This window comes from Nocardia sp. NPDC005978 (assembly GCF_040614455.1).
Lineage (GTDB): Bacteria > Actinomycetota > Actinomycetes > Mycobacteriales > Mycobacteriaceae > Nocardia.
On record NZ_JBEXUS010000010.1, the window covers coordinates 1 to 18,040 of the forward strand.

Here is an 18,040-nt window from a genome sequence, read left to right on the forward strand (position 1 = left end):
GGTCGGTGACCGGCGCACCACCGCATCGGGTCAGGGCGTGCCGAACCAGGCGGTCAGGGCAGCGCGCAGGGATTCGCCCGCGGTATCGGCGGATTCGTCGATGCGCGCGGCCCAGGCGACATGGGCGTCGGGGCGGATGAGCAGGGCGTCGGCGGGGCGATCCGCGGTCTTGCCGGTGCGGATCTCGACCCTTTCCCGCCAGTCGCTCGCGGCGGTGTGCAGGTCGGGGCGGTCGGTGAGGATGAGCAGGACCGGGCGGGCGGCGTGCATCAGGGTCGCGACGTCGGTGACGCCGTCCTCGGTGTGCAGGGTGAGGTCGGGGGCGAAGGCGCCGGCCAGGGGGTGGGGGTTCGCGCCGGGCATGGGGTAGCGAATGTCGTTGTGCCCGACCAGGTTGCCCAGGCGTTCGAGCGGCTGCTCGTCGGTCAGCAGTTCCTGGACCACGGTCCGCAGGGCGTCGGCGGCCGGATCGTGCCCGCGGCGCAGGGCCACCTGGGCGCGAGTTTGCAGGCGGGCCCGGGCGCCCGCGAGATGACGTTCGTCGTGGTAGGTGTTTACCAGACCGGCGGGGGCCCGGCCCTGTACGTCGGCGGCCAGTTTCCACGCGAGATTGACCGTGTCGAGCATGCCCACGTTCAGCGCGGTGCCGGTGGCCGGGAACAGGTGCGCGGCGTCGCCGGCCACCAGAATCCGCCCGGCGCTGTACCTTTCGGCCTGCCGGTCCTTGAAGGTGAAGCGCGAGAGCCGGGTCGAACCGGTCAGCGGCAGCTCCGCGCCCAGCACCCGCGTGATGCTCGCACCGAGTTCGGCCAGGGTCAGCGGTTCGTCATCGTCGTATTCGGCGGTCTCGTCCTCGGTGGTCATGAGCGAGAGCCCGCCGGGCGTGGCGGCGAACGCGAACGCGCCGCGCTCGGTGCGGGTGAAGCCCGCGTGCACCACGCCCAGCCCGGGGACCTCGATGTCGCCGTTCTCGAGCACGGTGACCGCGTCGGAGACCGTGACCGCGGCGAATCGGTTGACCTGCGGGTAGGTCGTGCCCGGGAAGTCGATTCCGGCCAGCTCGCGAATCCGGCTGCGGCCGCCGTCGCAGCCCACCAGGTAGCGGGCGCTGACCCGGTATTCGCCGTCGGGCCCGCGCACCTCGGCGGTCACCGTGCCGGGGTCCTGGCTCACCCCGATCACCTGATTGGCCCGCCGGATCTCCGCACCGAGGTCGCTCGCGTGCGCGTCCAGGATGCGCTCGATCTCCCGCTGCGGCAGCGGCAGCGCCCGCATGGGCGGCTCCGCCATGTTCGTGAGGTCCAGGTACACGTCGCCGAAGGGGAAGCGCGCCGCGACGTGCGGGTCACCGCTCGCCGCCTCGAAACGCTCGAGCAGTCCGCGGTAGCGCAGCAGATCCAGGATGCGCCCGCCGATGCCGCTGGCCTTGGGCACGTCCCGGATCGCGGGCTGACGTTCGAGCACCAGCGTCCGCACACCCGCGAGCCGCAGTTCACCGGCCAGCATCAGGCCGCTCGGTCCCGCGCCCACAATGATCACGTCGGTGTCCAGCACAGGCATTCTCAGTACTCCATTTCCGCCGGGTTTCGGCTACGGCGGATGATTCTGCGGTATCACCGGGGTCTTGCCGCAAGCCCCCGGGTGCGCTATATGTTGAGAGTGGGAAGGGGCTGCGGCCCTTCATTTCCGGCTATCGTCCACTTCGGACGGAAAATCTCCTCGCTTGTCCCGGCAGCGTCCGCCGGCTCGGATCGCGGCGCGCGCGAATGCCATTCGCCGCCGGGATAGGTGATGTACAGCGGCCCCAGGTTGCAGGGGTTGAGGCAGCCGGTCGGGGTGACCAGCGCGTCGGGGTTGTCGCGCCGCAACTCCCGGTAGAGCTCGCCCGCGCCGTAGACGGTGCAGCGCGGACCGCGGCAGACCAGGATGTGCGCATTGTGCTCGGGCAGCTGCGACCAGGCCGGACTGCGGAAGGCGCGCGGGCTCGCCGAGATCGGCGCGCCGTCCTCTTTCATGCGGACCCGGACCGCGTCGAGGAATTCCGCGGTGGTGTCGATGCCCGCGGTGAGTCGCACCTCCAGTTCGGCCCCGCGGCTCTCCCGCCAATTCGCCACCGCGCGTGCGATCCAGGTCTCCAGATAGCGGTCTCGGGGCACCGCCAGCGGAACGAGCGTGACCGGCACGCCGTCGCGCAGCGCGTCGTCGAGCACATCGTGGATCGTCGGCTCGTCCTGATCGAGGACCGCGTACCCGATTCCGCAGGCGTCGGCCAGGCGTTGCACGGCAACGAGATCCACCCCGGACGGCGTGGGGCGGGCGACGAGCACGTGCCTGCGGCTCATGCGGCGCGCCCCGGCCGCGGGGCCGGAATCACCAGCGGGGTTCCGGTCAGCGGATCCTCGATCACCGCGCACTCCAGATCGAAGACCTCGAACATGATCTCGGGCCGCACGATCCGCGCCGGAGCGCCCTGGGCGATCACCCGGCCGTCCTTCATGGCCACGATGTGGTCAGCGTAGCGGGCCGCCAGATTCACATCGTGCAGGACCGCGACGATGGTGCGGGGCAACAGGGTTCGCAGCACGTCGAGGATGTCGAGCTGATGAGCCAGGTCCAGGAAGGTGGTCGGCTCGTCCAGCAGCATCACCTCCGGATCCTGGGCGATGGCCAGCGCCAGCCAGACCCGCTGCCGTTGCCCGCCCGACAGCTCGTCCAGCGTCCGGTCGAGCAGCTCCAGGGTTCCGGTGGCGGACAACGCTTTCCGGACCGCCGCGTCATCGGCCGCCGACCACTGCCGGAACCAGCGCTGATGCGGATGCCGGCCCCGGCCGACGAGATCGCCCACCGTGATTCCGTCGGGTGCGACGGGCTGTTGCGGCAGCATGCCGAGGCGGCGCGCCAGTGTTCGAGCCGGCAAGCGGGCGATGTCGGCTCCGTCGAGCAGCACCGAGCCGGTGGCCGGTGGCAGCAGGCGGGCCAGCCCGCGCAGCAGCGTCGACTTTCCGCAGCCGTTGCGGCCGACGACGACGGTGAATTGCCCGGCGGGGAAATCCAGTTCGGCGTCGGTGACGACGGTGGCGCCGCGGTAGGCGAGGCCGAGTCCGGCGGTGGTCAGATGTGCGGTCATCCAGCGTGTCCGATCCGGGTTGCGCGGGCGAGGAGATAGACGAGAACGGGGGCGCCGAGAATCGCGGTGACCACCCCGACCGGGAGCTCGGCGGGGAACAGGCGGCGTGCGGCCAGATCGGCGGCGACCACCAGCAGCGCGCCCGCGGCCGCGGCGGGGGCGAGCCCGGCGCCGCGTTCGGCGAGCAGCCTGCGCGCGATCTGTGGGGCGACCAGGGCTACGAAGGCGATCGGTCCGGCCGCCGCGGTGGCCAGGGCGGCGGCCAGCGCGGCGAGCACGATCAGAATCGTGCGCCGCGGTCCGCGCCGGCCGGTGAGGGAATGGGCGAGTTCGTCGCCCAGTTCGAGCAGCGGCAGCGAGCGCGCGCACACGATCAGCGGCGGCACCACCGCGAGCAGCGCCGCGGCCGCGAATCCCACGTGCGGCCAAGCACGTCCGGCCAGACTGCCGGTGAGCCACATGGCCGCGGTGTGCGCCTGATAGATGTTCGCGCGGGTCAGGATGAACGCGATGGCCGCGGACAGCATGGCGGTCACGCCGATGCCGACCAGGACCAGGCGGTACCCGTCGAGGCCGTCCTTGGTCGCGACCGCCAGGATCAGCGCCATGGCCAGGAACGCGCCGGCGAGTGCGCCGCCGACCACGCCGAGCCCCGAACCGCCGAGAATGACGGTCACCACCAGCGCGCCCAGCGACGCACCGGTATTGATGCCGATGATCTCCGGACTGACCAGGGGATTGGTCGCGATGCGCTGCAGAATCGCGCCGGAGATCGCGAACGCCGCGCCGGTGCCCAGACCGGTCAGCACGCGCGGCAGTCGATCGGCCACGACCACGTCGTATTCGATGAGCGTGCCGCCGCCGCCCAGTACCCGCAGCACGTCGGCGACGGTCAGCGGGTAGTGCCCGACGGTGAGCGACCACGCCGCCACCAGCAGGGCCGCCGCGGTGAGCGCCAGGGTGATCAGGGCGGAGCGGCGTTGGACGCGCACGACCAGTCTCCGGCTCGGTGAGCGCAACAGCACTGTGCCCCCGGGCAATACGCTCGACTCGCGGGCGGTCACAGGGTCGCCACCTTCCGGTTGCGGACGAGGAAGAGGAAGAACGGCGATCCGGCGAAGGCGGTGATGATGCCGACCTGGATCTCCTGCGGCTGAGCCAGCACCCGGCCCGCGATGTCGGCGACCAGCAGCAGCGTGGGTCCGAGCAGCGCGCACCAGAGCAGCACCCGGCGATAGTCGTGCCCGGCGAACGCGCGGGCGATGTGCGGAATCACCAGGCCGATGAACGCGATCGGCCCGGCGATGGCCACCGCGGAACCCGCCAGCAGCACCACGCTCAGCGCACCCAGCCCGCGAACCACGAGCAGGCGGGTGCCCAGGGTGCGCGCCAGGTCGTCCCCGATGGCCAGCGCGTCGAGCGAACTCGCCACCGCGACTGCGAGCGTGGCCCCGATGGCCAGGAAAGGCACGACGGCCCACAGGGATTCGAGGCTCGCGCGGGTGAGCGAACCGACCACCCAGAAGCGGAAATTCTCGAAGGTGGTGCGATCGAGCAGGGTGATCGCGGTCGTGATCGAGCCGCACAGGGCGGTGAACGCGGCCCCCGCGAGCACCAGTTTCACCGGGGTCGCGCCGCCGAATCCCAAGGAGCCCAGCGCATAGACGACAACGGCCGCCACCGCCGCGCCCAGGAACGCGAACCACACCAGACCCGCGGCCGAGCCGAGTCCGAACACCGCCATGGCCAGCACGATCGCCAGTGACGCGCCGGCGTTGATGCCCAGCAGGCTCGGACCGGCGAGCGGATTGCGGGTCAGGCCCTGCATGACGGCCCCGGCCAGGGCGAGCGCGAGCCCCGCCAGCAGTCCGGCCACGGTGCGCGGCAGGCGGATGTAGCGCACGATCCGATCGGTATCGCCGCCCTGGAAGTCGGTGAATGCCGCGACCACGTCGGCGAAGGCGACGGGGTGCGTGCCGATCAGCAGGGACGCCACGCAGATCGCGGCGAGCGCGGCCGCGGCCAGGACCGGGCCCGCGCCGCGCACGGTGCCGGTCACTTCGGGAACAGACCCGGATGCAGCAGTCCGGCAACGAGTTCGGTGGCGTGCGCGATGCGAACCCCGGCGGCGCGATCGGCGAACAGGAACGGGTGCACCGTTTTCGCGCGCACGGCGGTCAGATTGGCGAAGGCCGGATTGCCGGTGATCTTGTCCACCTGCGGTTGCGCGTCGGCGCGGACGTAGGTCGCTTTGCAGCACAGGCTGGTCAGGATGATGTCGGGATCGCGGGCGATGAGCTGTTCCGCGCCGATCTGCACGTTGCGGCGCTCGGTGAGATCGCCGAAGGCGTTGACCCCGCCGGCGGCCTCGATGATCCGGGAGATGAAATCGATACCGCCCGCGACGGTGTAGGAGCCGTCGTCCTTGGGCGTGAGGACGGCGACCCTGGGCTTGGGCGCGCCGGCAACCTTGGCGCGGACCGCCTCGATGCGCGAACTCAGGTCGGCGACCACCGTGTCGGCGCGATCGGCCACACCCCACAGCGCGCCCAGATCCCGCAGATCGGCGTAGACGTTGTCGAAGCGCACCGTCGCCGGATCGATCGCCTCGTCGGCCAGACCGTCCGCGCTCGGGCACAGCGGGCTCAGCACCCAGGTCTCCACACCCAGATCGTGCAGACTCGCCCGCGTGCCCACGCTGCTCTGCGACGAGGTGGCGAACACGCCGTTGAAGCCGGACAGCACGAAATCCGGTCGCTGCGCGAGCAATTCGTCGCGGCTCGGTAGTTTCTCGACGTAGGGGGATCTCGCCTGCGCCGCCTGATACTCCGGCAGCACCGCCGAATCCAGGAACGCGGTCCCCGCCAGGCGATCGGTGACGCCGAGTGCGTGCGCGATCTCGATGGAGGGCTGGTACGCGGCGTAGATGCGCTGCGGGGGAGCGGGCACCGCGACGTCGATGCCGCAATTGGCGCGGGCGACGGCGTTCGCGCCGTCGGCGGCGGGCCCGGCCTGCACCCCGCAACCGGTGAGCAATAGTGCGCTGGCCAGCAGCGCGCCGGTACGCAGGCGCGCGAAAACAGATGGGGTCACCGAGACCGCCTTCCAGGTCCTCGTGGAATCGGGTGTTGCCTGCCGTGGCCGGTCTCCTGGCTGACGGGATACCACGTGAAAGATCAGCCTTCCCAGGGCGCGAGCACCCCAGTGGCCCCGAACGGATCACTCCGTCCGGATCGATCTTCACTCCCGATCACAGTGGCGAGGGCCGCACCGGCATCACACCGGTTTCCCGAACACCACGGCGGGGGGACTGTACCAAGATCACCCGTGCGCCCGGGAACCCCGCCCGCGCCGCCGCGCTCGCGCGGGGGCCGACATGGTTGAGTCCTGCTTCACGAGCCTTGGGAGATTGCGTCTTGTTCCCGTTGTCCGGCCGCTTTTACGGTGGGGCCGTTCGATTCCGTACATTTCCGAGGAGTTCCACCGCTCATGCTCACCCCGATCGCCTACGGCCTCGCCGTGTTCCTGGTCGTGTTCATCATCGTCATCGGCGCTCGGTTCCTGGTGTCACCGCGGGTCGCCGCGGACGGGTTCGGTGTACCCGCGAAACCTGACGGCGACGCCGCCTACCTGGATGTGAAAGGCCTGCGGGACATCACCTCCGGTGTCATTGGCCTGGCGCTCATCCTGTTCGCGGACGCCGACGCGGTCGGCTGGTACATGCTGGCCGTCTCGCTGACCCCCTTCGGGGACACGCTGATCGTGCTGCGCCACGGCGGCACCCGGGCGGCGGCGTTCGGTATCCATTTCGCGACCGCCGTCATCGTCTGGATCAGCGCCGCACTGCTTTTCGCGGCGTGACGCGTCCGGTCCGGCCGGCCGCCCGAGCTCGATGTTGCTCGGGTCCGTACGGACCTCAGCGGGTGGGCTCGTCGGCGCCGAGGCGGCGGGCGGAGAGCTCGGCGTGGGCGACCCGGCGCAGGGCGGCGATCACCGGTTCGTAGAGGGCCGTGCCCAGAACCGCGTATTCGATTGCGCGGGACGGGGGTTCCAGGGGCATCTCGTCGATGTCGTAGGCGGCGATGGCCAGGACGGCGGGACCGTAGGCGCGGAGCCGATCCTCCGTCATCGGCATCCCGGCGGCCTCGGCGGCGGCGAGGGCGTGCTCGAGCTGGGCCACGGCCGGGTAGTCGTCGGGGACGCCGATGTGCAGCGCGGTGAGCGCGGCGCGGGCGCGGGGGTAGTCGGCGGGGGCCGCGGCATCGACGGCGGGCGGCAGCAGCGCGGTGGCCGTGGCCAGGGTGTCGAGCAGGGTGCGGCCGGGCTCGTCGATCAGCGTGACGATCGCCCGGATCTGCGCCATGGACAGGCCGAGCTGGGACAGCGCCCTGATCAGTGCGACCCGCCGGATGTGCGTCTCGTCGTAGGTCGCGCGCGTGGCGCTGGTGGCCCGGCCCGGCATCAGCACGCCTTCGCGCAGGTAGAACTTCACGGTCGGGATCGGCACGCCGGTCCGTGCCGCCAACTCCGACATCAGCACGCGGGTCTCCTTCGCTGCACGTATTGACATTGGGTACCGCAACTATCCAATATTAGGTACTGGAAGTATCCAATCAAGTGTACGAACCGCGGGAGCCATCGTGTACACCACCCTGATCGACCCCCTGATCAGCATTGTTCTCGGCGCCACCATCATCTCGGTCGCCACCATCGCCTTCGGCGGAACGTTCCTGCTGCGCGTCGTCACCGGCGGCCAGGAAGCGAACGACCTGCAGAAATCCTTCTTCCGCGCCGGGCACGCGCACGCCGGCGTGCTGGTCGTGCTCGGCCTGCTGCTGGCGGTGCTGGGCAATGCCGCCGGCGCCAGCCCCGGCTGGGCGAACGGTGGCGCGATCGCGGTGCTCGCGGCGGCCATCCTGATGCCCGCCGGGTTCTTCCTGTCCGTGCTGGGCGTCGATCCCGCCCGGCCCAACCGGATGATCACCGCGGTTTGGCTCGGCGCGGCCGTCCTTGTCACGGGCGTGGTCCTGGTGGGAGTGACCGTCTTGCTCGCGGGCATCGACAGGATGTGATCCGGCCGTCGCGGGCGCTCGGGGTGCGGTACCCGCATCGCGAGCGGGCCTGTGCCGCAGTCGAATCGATAGAGCGCCGACTGCGGCGGAAAGGCGAGGGCACGATCCCCAAGGCGCTGCGGCCTCGACCCGTGTAGCAAACGGTCCCGGGCCCCGCCCGGTTGCCAATCCCCGCCCCGGCGAACCGGGGGTCGTGACCTCGGCGGGAGTCGAACCCGCGTAGTCCTGAATGAGAATCAGGGTGCCCGACCGGCGGAGCACGAGGCCGTGTGAAGTTGTGGTGACGCAGGTCGGGATCGAACCGACGTGGTCCTGAGTGAAAATCAGGGTGCCGAACCAGCACAGCACTGCGCCGTGAAACATCGCGATCGTCGGGACGGCGAGAGTCGAACTCGCACCCTCCTGCACCCAAGGCAGGCGCTCTATCCGTTGAGCTACGTCCCGCGGCGGGAGGGCATGAAAAAGGGCCGCTCCCTTGGCATATGCGCCCGGTGCGGCCCTCGGCGGGGAAGTTACCCGGCTACGGGTGACTCACCGCGAGGGTGGCGGCGGGCGCGGCGCTCGGTTCCGGCGGCACGGTGGTACCGGCGCCGAAAGTCGCTGCGGGACTGGGGATGTTGCACTCGGTCATCGTCGCGTTCCTTTCTCGCCGGTGTGTGTGCGGTCAACGCTAACAGCGAATCGCCAAGCGCGGTACTTATTTTCAGGGGAGCGGTTCGCGCAGCTCAGAGCGTATCGGACTTGCTGAGCCAGCCGACGAACGCGCGCGTGAAAGCGGTGGGGGACAGGCGAACCGCGGCGGCGGTGGCCTTGGTCTGGATGCCCACGAGCACGTGCGGGCCGCGCAGGCGCGCGGATTTGGTGGCCGTGTTCCAGACCGAATCGGCGATATCGGCGGCGGTCAGATGGACGCCCAGGGTCGCCGAGGTCCTGGAGCCGCGCTCGACCTCGTCCATCATCGCGGTGGCCACGAACAGCGGCAGCAGATCGTGCACCTTGATCCCGTACCGCTGCCACTCCAGATCGAGCGCCTCGGTCAGGCTGCGCACCGCGGCCTTGGTCGCCGCGTAGGTCGCGAGCCCCGGCTGGCCGTACAGCGCCGAGGCCGACGCCAGGTTGATCACCTGGCTGCCCGGCGTACGGCGCAGGTGTGCGAGCGCGGCGTAACAGCCGGTCAGCACGCCCTTCACGTTCACGTCGACCACGCGCAGCTGACGCTCGAGCGGGATGTCGCCGAACGCGCCGGAGCAGAGGATCCCGGCGTTGTTGACCAGTAGATCGAGCCGCCCGGTGGCCTCGGTGAACTCCTTCAGCGCCTGTTCCCAGCCCGCGGCGTCGGTGACGTCGAACGCCCCCGTGATCGTCTCGCCGCCGATCTCGGCCGCGGTCTGCCGCACGGCGTCGGCGTCGATGTCGTACAGCCCGACCGTCCAGCCCGCCCCGGCGAACCGCGCCGCGATCGCGCGGCCGATCCCGGCGGCAGCGCCCGTGATCAGAACGGCGGGCCGGGAGGAGGTGGCGGTCACGTTCGTGCCTTTCGGTCGGGGCGCGCCGATATCAGGCGGCGGTGCGACCGGTATCGGCCGCCGCGAGAATCGTACGGTGGAATTCGGCCGCGTCGGCGGCGGCGTCGCGGCCGTCGGCGAGCAGGCCCGCACCCAGGTGAATCAGCGTGTGCGGCGCGCTCTCCCGAATCTGCAGTCGCAGCGGAACCTGCGCCTCGTCACAGCGTTTCGCGACCTCGAGCGCGTCGGAGAGCAGCATCTCCCGCGAACCCACCTGGACCAGCATCGGCGGCAGCCCGGTGAAATTGTGATTGACCACCGACCAGCTCGGATCCAGTACGCCGTCGATGGCGATGCCCCGGCGCACGACCATGTCGGGACCGGCTGCGGGCAGCACCGCGTCCAGCTTGGCGTTGGGGTGCGCCATGCGCGCGGTCGAATCGAAGTCGGCCCACGGCGAGGTCACCGAAATGCCCGCGGGCAGCGGCAATCCGCGATCGCGCACGGTCAGCGCCAGCCGCAGCGCCAGGCCGCCGCCGGCCGAATCGCCGGAGAACACGATCTTCTCCGGGGCGAAACCGTGATCCAGCAGGTACTGGTACGCCTCGAGCGCGTCGTCCAGGCTCTCGTTGGGGTGCGCGTCCGGCAGCTGCCGGTAGTCCACGCTGAACACCGGCAGCTCGCTCAGGGCGCCCAGCCGCGCGGTGTGCCTGCGGTAGCTGTGCAGCCCGCCCGCGATGAACGCGCCGCCGTGGAAGTACAGGATCGCCGAATCGCGGGCGATGCGCGGATCGGAAACCGGCTCGGACCACAGCCATTCGGCGTCGAAGCTGTCGAAGAACACCGGATGCCTGCGCACGCCGCGCGGCGCGCCCAGGACCCGGGCGGGCGCTTCGGACAGGCGGGTCACCCGGAAGATCAGGTCCGCCGGACCGGGTCCGCGATCGGCCACCCAGGCGCCCGCCCGCAGGAACTGCTGCAGCGTGGTGCGCAGCACCGGATGTGCGATGCGGGTGCCGATGCGGGCCGATCCGGACTGCTCGACGATCACGGACGAAACGGAATGCGGGGACTGCGGCGACATTGCCACGGCTTCTCCTGTCCGCGCCGCGATGGCCGAAGCGCTGAACTGTGTACAACGGTGTCTATTCTGCGGCCTGGGCCTCGATCATCTTGACGTCTGAAACCCGGATTGTCATGCCCCAGAGCGAAATTCCCGTCGAATCGACATCTGTCTCACGTCCTGTGAGGCCGCGCGGTGAACGGGGTTCACACAGCGAGGATTCGGAACGAAACCTCACCCGCGCGCGGCCGCCGGTTTCAGCCTGCGGGCGGTGCGCGCGGCCATGAGCGTGGAGATGCCGGTGGCCAGCAGCGGGTCGTAGCCGGTGAGATCGGCGATGCGGGCCAGCCGGTAGGTCACCGTGTTGCGATGGATGAACAGCGCCCGCGCCACCGCGTTGTGATTGAACTCGTTGTCGATGAACGCTTCCAAGGTCTGGATCAGCATCGGCTGATCGTCCAGTGGAGCGAGCACCGCGGCCAGCGTCATACGGGTGGAACCCGTTGTGGCGATGGCGTATTCGAACATCATGTCCTGCTGGCGGCACAGCACCTCCGGCAGTTCCAGACTGCGCGCCACCTCCGCGACCACCTGGGCCTCGGCGTAGGCGGCGGGAACGGCGGCGTGCGAGGTCGCGGCCGCGACGCCGATCCAGTACCGCGGATGCGGGGCGTTCTCGGGCAGGGCGAGCGCGGCGCTCAGCACCCGCACCGGATCGCCGCCGTCCGCCGCCATCGGCACCAGGGCGGTCCAGCCGCCGCTGTCCCGATGCAGCAGCGTGCCGGGCAGATGCGCCAGGCGACTGCGCAATTGAGTCAGGGTGCCGGGCGTCGGATCGCCCAGGCGCACCGCCGCGATGAGGAAGGCCGGCGGCACGGTGGTTTCCGGATCCAGGGCCCAGCTGCCCGGATCACGGCCCGCGAGCAGGGCGTCGGCGAGTTCGTGCTGGCGCTCGAGCAGATCCCAGCGCGGCTGGCGGGCGTCCTCGACCAGGGCGCCGGCGATCCGGCCCATGATGAGCCCGATGTAGTCGGTCAGGCGCAGACTCACCTGCGGAATCAGCCGGTAGTCCGCGTCCTCGACCAGCGGCACCAGCGCCGACCAGAAGAACGCCGTGCCCGCGCGGTAGTTGTGCCACACCTCCGCCACCGGCATGCCGTCGTGTACCAGGGTCATCGCGCGGTCGATGAGCGGCTGGGTGTCGACGACAGTGGGTTCCACGCCGTCGATCAGGTAGCGGAAGAAGAGCTCGAGGTTCACCCGCGCGCTGGGCACGAAGTCCGCGTCCCGCATCGAATGCGGTAGCGCCCCGTTGGCGGGCAGCTCCACGCTGAACGAGGCCGCCAGGGCGGTCGCGCGTTCTCGCAGGAGATCGAACACGGCCGCGGTGTCCGTTGTCGTACCGGTGTGCTCGGTCATAGCCACCTCCTGGTTCGGGCAACCCTGCACCGAACACACTATGCGATACGCGCTGTAACAGACAGGATCCGCGGCCGTGCCACGCCGAACTCAGCGACCCGGGAAGCCCTCGGGCAGCAACTGGTAGTCGGCCTTGAACTTGGGCCCGGGTCCCAGACCGCGCAGCAACGCGCTGGTCCAGGCCACCGCGGGGGGCCAGCCGGTGACGGCGTTCGTGATGTGCTCGGGCACCGGCACGGTGTAGAACCGCAGGTCGGCGCCGCGATCCCAGTACGACTGCACGGTCGGCAGCACGGTGGAGGGCGGGATCAGCTCATCCCAGAAGCCGTGCCACCACAGTACCGGGGTGTCCGGGATGTGCTTGCCGAGGCTGTTGTCGCTGAGCACTTTCAAGACCTCGGGGGAGGTCTCCAGGGTTTTGCCGGGCTGGAAGTACTCGCTGATCGGGCGGTACACGCCCTCGAGCGCGATGGTCGCGTAGCAGCGGTTCTGGAAGTCGGCCAGCAGGCCCTGGCCCTCGGGGGTGAGGAACTCCTCGGGCTTGAACACGTCCGGGTATTCGCGTGCGAGCGAGGCGAATCCGAGCCACATCGTGAAATTGCTGGTGCCCGCCAGGCCCGGCTGCGGCTCGGAGGCGTACTTGGCGATGCCCACCAGATCGCCGGGGGTGCCGCCGATCGCGGTGCCCAGCAGCCGGACGTCGGGCGCGTAGCTCTGGCGCAATTCCGCGGCGCGAATCGATCCGGAGCCGCCGCCGGAATAGCCGTAGAGCGCGATGCCGGAATCGGTGAGCCCGAGGCTGTTGTCGTTCTTCATCGCGCGCAGGCTGTCGAGGACCATTTTGCCCTCGTCGTAGGTGTTGAACGTATTGAACTTGCCGTCGAAGTCCGGGACGTTGATGGCGAAACCCTGCATCAGCCAGTAGATGACGAGGGCGGATTCCTTCATCGTGCCGGTCTGCAGCGTGTAGGAGGGATTGCAGCTCGAACTGGTCGAGTCGATGGCCTCCTGGAACGACACCACCGGGCGCGCGCTGCCCTGCCAGGGGATGCCCGGGGTGATGACCGAGGTCGCGGTGACGATCGGCTCGCCGTGCACGTTCTCCGAGCGGAACAGCAGCTGCCGTGTCGAGACCGGGAAGGGAATTCCGAGCACCCGGGTCTGCACTTCGCGCGAGCGCACGATATCGCCGGGCGCGTAATCGGCCAGATTCGGCGGATCGCTGTACCAGGGATCCTCACTCGGGGTGAGGATCGGCAATTGGTCGTAAAGCCAGGGCTCCGACGGCAATTGCGGGACCTGATTCTGATCCGGCGGGAAAGTGTGCGGATATTCCGGCTGCGCCGCAGCCGTAGCGGTTGCCCCCGCCGCCAAACATGCCGACATGGTCAAGACCATGAGACGGCGTCGACGAGACCTGTTCACCGAGCCTCCAAACTCCATTGTTCGGCCGATTTTCGCGGATCGGCCCATGCGACTCAGCTCACACCATGGCAATGGCGTGCGCAATCGACGGTGCGCCGAGGGCTGGATCACGTTTTTGTGCAATTGCACGAACGGCGGCGTCGCGACCTGCCCGGAATCAACGAGCGGCGCGAACGTTGCCATGCAACATGACCTCCGCGCTATCGGACACCCGTTTCTCGATCCTGGACCGTTCGCGGGTGCGCGCCGGGCAGCAGCCCGCCGCGGCACTGCGCGAGACGGTGGAGTTCGCGCGGCTCGCCGAGCAGTGGGGCTACCACCGGTTCTGGGTCGCCGAGCATCACAGCGTGCCCGGGGTGGCCGGTTCCGCGCCGACGGTGCTGGCGGCCGCGGTCGCCGCGGCCACCGATCGGATCCGGGTCGGCACCGGCGGGGTGATGCTGCCCAACCATCAGCCGCTGGTGGTCGCCGAGCAGTTCGGCACGCTCGCGGCGCTGTTCCCGGACCGCGTGGACATGGGCGTCGGCCGTTCGGTCGGCTTCACCGACGGTGTGCGCCGCGCGCTCGGGCACGGCCGGGACGACGCCGCGGATTTCGACGGGCAGCTCACCGAGCTTCTGGAGTACTTCGTGCGGGGTCGCGCCGGCGTGCACGCCTGGCCCGCCGAAGGGCTGCGCGTCCCCGCGTATCTGCTGGCTACCGGATCGGGCGCCGAACGCGCGGCCCGCTTCGGCCTGCCGCTGGTCATCGCCCCGATAGCGGGGGAGGACCGGATGATCGAGGCGATCACCAACTACCGCAACACTTTCCGGCCCACCGAATGGGGATCCGCGCCCTACGTGATCGTCTCGGCCTCGGTGGTCGTCGCCGATACGGCGGAGCAGGCCCACCGCCTGTTGCTCCCCGAGGCGTGGTCCGCCGCCTACTCCCGCACCCGAGGTGAGTTCCCGCCCCTGCTCTCCCCGGAGGCGGTCGCCCGCGAGCCCATGACCGACCGCCAGCGCCGCCTCTTCGAGGAGTCCCTGACCGGCCACATCCACGGCCCCGAGTCGACGGTCCTCCCCGAACTGACCCGCCTGATAAAAGCCACGACCGCCGACGAAATCCTGGTCCACACAAGCACATACGACCGCGCGGCCCGCCTGGACTCCCACCGCCGCCTGGCCGCCGCTGTCGCGGCCCCCGCCCTGACCTGAGTCGGGGGCCGCGCCTGACCTGAACTGCGAGCCGCACCGCCCTGAACTGGGGGCACCCGCTCTCGTAGGATGCGAACCCGACTCCCGGGAGTTGGCAGCGCAAACCTGTTCCCGCGCTGCCTTTTTCGCTGATCGACGGCAGACCACGACGGCCAACGCCCGGGCGATCACGCCGGACGATGGTGATCTACATTCCTATACCCGGATATGCGCATCTAAACATGAGTCCCGGGCGTGGTTCGCTACGGCACATGCGGCGCCGGGCCGAGAACATTGAGCGCCGCGACGATAGAGCGCTCCTCGTACTCGAAGTGGGATTCGAGTTGAGTTGCGAGACTGTCGAGTTCGGCGAGGAGCGCGGCCGGGTCGGTCACGCCGGGGACGTAGGACTCGACGAGGTGCTCGATCGTGGATTGCAGTCGAGACACGGTGTCGTGTTCGGCGGCGAGCCGGCTGAGGACGGGCTCGAGGCCGGGGAAGCGCTGGGCGAGCATGGGGAAGGCGCCGAACGATTCGCCGGTGTGGTGTTGGCGCAGGGCGCCACAGAAGTCCAGGCAATGGGTGCGCAGCTGCTGGGCGAGCGGGGGTTTCGGTGCGCGGAGGGGGTCGGTGCCGCCCGCGGCGAGCTCGCGCACGTTCTCCCGCACGGTGGCGAGCTCCGCGCGCAACCAGTCGTGGCTTTCGACGATGAAATCGCCCAGGCCGCGGACGCGGTCGGTGCCGTCGGCGGGGGCGATCCGGTGCAGCACGACCACGGGGATGACGCGGGCTGTCCTTTTCTGGTATTCGGCGTAACCGGGTTCGAGTGCTGTTACGCGCTCGAAGAGTCGATCGCGTTCCGAGGCTTCGGGAATCTCGGCGATCGCTTCGAACGTCTCGGGTCCGAGCTCGACGGTGACCTGTGGATTTCGTCGAATGTTGTGGTACCAGGCGGGATTGGTGTGGGAGCCGTTGGCGGAGGCGACGACCAGCGGCCGGCCCTCGACCTCCAGGTAGCCGAGCGGGCAGGTGTGTGGTCGGCCGGTGGGTGCGCCGACGGTGGTCAGCAGTGCGAGGGTGGAACCGGCGAACATGCCGCCGACCAGGCCGGCATTGGCACGGAACTCGGTGATCACCCGCTGCTGGAACAGGTGCGCGGCGGTGGGGGAGTAGTCATTCATGAGAATCCTTCCGATCAATGGAATTCGATCGGAGGCGCGGAACACCACAAACGTCGGACGGGTGGAATATCGAGCTTCGGCGCAGCGCGGAACAGCGGTGCGCGAGAAGAGCACGGAGGCACAATTCATTTCGGACAGCGATGGACGCCGGAAAATGAAAAGCGAGATTCGCGTCGAGATGTCGAACGCTCGGGTGGCTGAGTTAGCCGCTACCTCCGTGAGTAGGCCCATCCGGGGCTCGTCACGAACCTAACATCGCCGTCGCGGGAGAATCAAGCCGGGAAGCGTCGAATTGCGCAGGGCGGCGGCCGCTTCGGGGCCGAGTTCGCCCACCCGAACGGGATCGGGTGGGCGAAGGGGTCAGCGGGTGCGTTGGACCCGGGACTCGTCCCAGACCGGGGTGTCGGACTCGTAGACGACGCCGTCGGAGCCGAAGACCAGGAACCGGTCGAACTCCCGGGCGAACCAGCGGTCGTGGGTCACGGTGACCACCGTGCCCTGGAACTCGGCTATCGCCTCCTCCAGGGCGTCGGCGGAGTGGAGGTCGAGGTTGTCGGTGGGCTCGTCCAGTAGGAGCATCGTCGCGCCGGACAGCTCCAGCAGCAGGATCTGCAGGCGCGCCTGCTGGCCGCCGGACAGGTGGGCGAAGCGTTGCTCGGCGGCCTTCACCAGGCCGTAGCGGTCCAGGACGCGGCTGGCGGCCTCGCGGCCCATGCCGTCGCGGTGCTCGTCGCCGGTGTGCAGGATCTCCAGCAGGGTGCGATCGGCCAGATCGGGGCGGGAGTGGGTCTGGGCGAAGTAGCCCGGGCGCACGCGCGCGCCCAGCGCGGCGATCCCGGTGTGCGGCACCGGGGTCAGGTCCAGATCGCTCACGGGTCGGTGCTCGTGGTCGGGGTCGGTGCCGCCGGTCGCGAGCAGGCGCAGGAAGTGCGATTTGCCGGAACCGTTGGCGCCCAGCACCGCGACGCGGTCCCCGTACCAGATCTCGGCGTCGAAGGGCCGCATCAGACCGGTCAACTCCAGTTGCGTGCACACCAGCGCCCGTTTGCCGGTCCGCCCGCCGCGCAGCCGCACCGAGACGTTCTGGCGCAGCGGCACCGCCTCGGGCGGCCCGGCTTCCACGAACTTGGCCAGGCGGGTCTGTGCGGCGTGATAGCGGGCGGCGACACCGTCGTTGAACTTCGCCTTCTCACGCAGTCGCAGCACCAGGGCCTTGAGTTTGGCGTGGTCCTCGTCCCAGCGGCGCAGCAGTTCGGCCAGGCGGGCGCTGCGGTCCTCGCGGGCCTGCTGGTAGGTCGCGAAGCCGCTGCCGTGAATCCAGTTCGTCGCGCCGCTGACCCCGGGCTCGAGGGTGATGATGCGGGTGGCGGCGTTGGCGATCAGTTCGCGGTCGTGGCTGATGAACAGCACCGATTTGCTCGACTGCGCGATGGTGCGTTCCAGCCACTGCTTGCCGGGCACGTCCAGGTAGTTGTCCGGCTCGTCCAGCAGCAGGACCTCGTCGGGTCCGGCGAACAGCGCCTCGAGCACGACGCGCTTCTGCTCGCCGCCGCTCAGTGTCGCGGTGGCACGCCATTTGGCCCGGTCGTAGTCGATGCCGAGCGCGGTGACGGTGACGTTGTCCCAGAACGTCTCCAGTTCGTAGCCGCCGACATCGCCCCAGGTGGCCAGGGCGTGCGCGTACGCCAATTGGGTTGGTTCGTCGTCGGTTTCGATGAGCGCGTTCTCGGCGTCGTCCAGCGCACGGGCGGCCGCGCGCACGGGCGGTGCGGCCACCGACAGCAGCAGGTCGCGCACGGTGGACTCGTCGTCGATCTGGCCGATGAACTGGCGCATGATGCCGAGCGATCCGGATCTGGTGACCGCGCCGCCCTCGGGCGCGAGGTCACCGGCGATGATCTTGACCAGGGTGGTCTTGCCCGTCCCGTTCGGCCCGATCAGCGCGGCTTTGACGCCTTCGCCGATCCGGAAACTCACCCCGTCCAGGAGCTGTCGTCCGTCGGGGAGGAAGAACTCGACATCGGATACGTCTACGTGGGCCACGGGGGACCAGAGAACCGCACCCGCGCGCGA

Annotated in this window: 16 protein-coding genes, 3 tRNA genes and 1 riboswitch; of the genes, 3 read left to right on the forward strand and 16 right to left on the reverse strand. The window is 69.7% G+C overall.

Annotated elements, in window-relative coordinates; all coding sequences use genetic code 11:
- Nucleotides 1–30: 30 nt before the first annotated feature.
- The 6 genes from ABZ319_RS06480 to ABZ319_RS06505 form a co-directional block, all read right to left on the reverse strand.
- Nucleotides 31–1,560, reverse strand: a complete 1,530-nt coding sequence (locus ABZ319_RS06480) for an FAD-dependent monooxygenase (protein ID WP_354985301.1) — start codon at nucleotides 1,558–1,560, stop codon at nucleotides 31–33.
- A gap of 86 nt (nucleotides 1,561–1,646) precedes the next feature.
- On the reverse strand, nucleotides 1,647–2,342 hold the full coding sequence (locus tag ABZ319_RS06485; RefSeq protein ID WP_354985302.1) for a (2Fe-2S) ferredoxin domain-containing protein: 696 nt from the start codon (nucleotides 2,340–2,342) through the stop codon (nucleotides 1,647–1,649).
- Nucleotides 2,339–3,127: an ABC transporter ATP-binding protein gene (locus ABZ319_RS06490; protein ID WP_354985303.1), complete on the reverse strand. Its 789-nt coding sequence runs from the start codon at nucleotides 3,125–3,127 to the stop codon at nucleotides 2,339–2,341. The genes ABZ319_RS06485 and ABZ319_RS06490 overlap by 4 nt, the downstream gene beginning before the upstream one ends.
- A complete protein-coding gene (locus tag ABZ319_RS06495) occupies nucleotides 3,124–4,119 on the reverse strand; it encodes an iron chelate uptake ABC transporter family permease subunit (RefSeq protein WP_354985304.1) in 996 nt (331 codons plus the stop codon). Before ABZ319_RS06495 ends, ABZ319_RS06490 begins: the two co-directional genes overlap by 4 nt.
- A 68-nt stretch (nucleotides 4,120–4,187) precedes the next feature.
- Entirely contained in the window at nucleotides 4,188–5,186 is a 999-nt protein-coding gene (locus tag ABZ319_RS06500) for an iron ABC transporter permease (protein WP_354985305.1), read from the reverse strand.
- Complete coding sequence (locus tag ABZ319_RS06505) at nucleotides 5,183–6,220, reverse strand: ABC transporter substrate-binding protein (protein WP_354985306.1); 1,038 nt, start codon at nucleotides 6,218–6,220, stop codon at nucleotides 5,183–5,185. Before ABZ319_RS06505 ends, ABZ319_RS06500 begins: the two co-directional genes overlap by 4 nt.
- 28 nt (nucleotides 6,221–6,248) lie before the next feature.
- Nucleotides 6,249–6,443, reverse strand: a riboswitch (cobalamin riboswitch).
- A 173-nt stretch (nucleotides 6,444–6,616) separates the two neighbouring features.
- Between ABZ319_RS06505 and ABZ319_RS06510 the strand changes: the two genes are divergently transcribed.
- Nucleotides 6,617–6,988 carry a DUF4267 domain-containing protein gene (locus ABZ319_RS06510; protein WP_354985307.1) on the forward strand — a complete coding sequence of 124 codons (372 nt, stop codon included), beginning with the start codon at nucleotides 6,617–6,619 and terminating at the stop codon, nucleotides 6,986–6,988.
- 55 nt (nucleotides 6,989–7,043) lie between these two features.
- Here the strand turns inward: ABZ319_RS06510 and ABZ319_RS06515 are convergent, their stop codons facing one another.
- Nucleotides 7,044–7,667 (reverse strand): MerR family transcriptional regulator, encoded by a 624-nt coding sequence (locus tag ABZ319_RS06515; protein ID WP_354985308.1) that lies wholly within the window; start codon nucleotides 7,665–7,667, stop codon nucleotides 7,044–7,046.
- A 115-nt stretch (nucleotides 7,668–7,782) separates the two neighbouring features.
- Here ABZ319_RS06515 and ABZ319_RS06520 point away from each other — a divergent pair, with 115 nt between their 5' ends.
- A complete protein-coding gene (locus ABZ319_RS06520) occupies nucleotides 7,783–8,199 on the forward strand; it encodes a hypothetical protein (RefSeq protein WP_354985403.1) in 417 nt (138 codons plus the stop codon).
- A 194-nt stretch (nucleotides 8,200–8,393) separates the two neighbouring features.
- Here the strand turns inward: ABZ319_RS06520 and ABZ319_RS06525 are convergent.
- The 7 genes from ABZ319_RS06525 to ABZ319_RS06555 all read right to left on the reverse strand — a co-directional run bounded on the left by ABZ319_RS06525 (nucleotide 8,394) and on the right by ABZ319_RS06555 (nucleotide 13,572).
- Nucleotides 8,394–8,466: transfer RNA gene (locus ABZ319_RS06525), tRNA-Glu, on the reverse strand.
- Between the two features lie 11 nt (nucleotides 8,467–8,477).
- Nucleotides 8,478–8,553: transfer RNA gene (locus tag ABZ319_RS06530), tRNA-Glu, on the reverse strand.
- Between the two features lie 17 nt (nucleotides 8,554–8,570).
- Nucleotides 8,571–8,643 (reverse strand) — tRNA-Pro (locus ABZ319_RS06535).
- Nucleotides 8,644–8,924: 281 nt separating this feature from the next.
- Nucleotides 8,925–9,725, reverse strand: coding sequence for an SDR family oxidoreductase (locus ABZ319_RS06540; RefSeq protein WP_354985309.1), 801 nt, complete (start codon nucleotides 9,723–9,725; stop codon nucleotides 8,925–8,927).
- A gap of 31 nt (nucleotides 9,726–9,756) precedes the next feature.
- A complete protein-coding gene (locus ABZ319_RS06545) occupies nucleotides 9,757–10,788 on the reverse strand; it encodes an alpha/beta hydrolase fold domain-containing protein (RefSeq protein WP_354985404.1) in 1,032 nt (343 codons plus the stop codon).
- A gap of 213 nt (nucleotides 10,789–11,001) precedes the next feature.
- Nucleotides 11,002–12,186, reverse strand: a complete 1,185-nt coding sequence (locus ABZ319_RS06550) for a helix-turn-helix domain-containing protein (protein ID WP_354985310.1) — start codon at nucleotides 12,184–12,186, stop codon at nucleotides 11,002–11,004.
- 90 nt (nucleotides 12,187–12,276) lie between these two features.
- Nucleotides 12,277–13,572 carry a lipase family protein gene (locus ABZ319_RS06555; RefSeq protein WP_354985311.1) on the reverse strand — a complete coding sequence of 432 codons (1,296 nt, stop codon included), beginning with the start codon at nucleotides 13,570–13,572 and terminating at the stop codon, nucleotides 12,277–12,279.
- A gap of 227 nt (nucleotides 13,573–13,799) precedes the next feature.
- Between ABZ319_RS06555 and ABZ319_RS06560 the strand changes: the two genes are divergently transcribed.
- Nucleotides 13,800–14,807, forward strand: coding sequence for an MsnO8 family LLM class oxidoreductase (locus ABZ319_RS06560; protein ID WP_354985312.1), 1,008 nt, complete (start codon nucleotides 13,800–13,802; stop codon nucleotides 14,805–14,807).
- A gap of 242 nt (nucleotides 14,808–15,049) precedes the next feature.
- Here the strand turns inward: ABZ319_RS06560 and ABZ319_RS06565 are convergent, their stop codons facing one another.
- Entirely contained in the window at nucleotides 15,050–15,967 is a 918-nt protein-coding gene (locus ABZ319_RS06565) for a nitroreductase/quinone reductase family protein (RefSeq protein WP_354985313.1), read from the reverse strand.
- Nucleotides 15,968–16,327: 360 nt separating this feature from the next.
- Nucleotides 16,328–18,010 (reverse strand): ATP-binding cassette domain-containing protein, encoded by a 1,683-nt coding sequence (locus tag ABZ319_RS06570; RefSeq protein WP_354985314.1) that lies wholly within the window; start codon nucleotides 18,008–18,010, stop codon nucleotides 16,328–16,330.
- Between the last annotated feature and the right edge of the window lie 30 nt (nucleotides 18,011–18,040).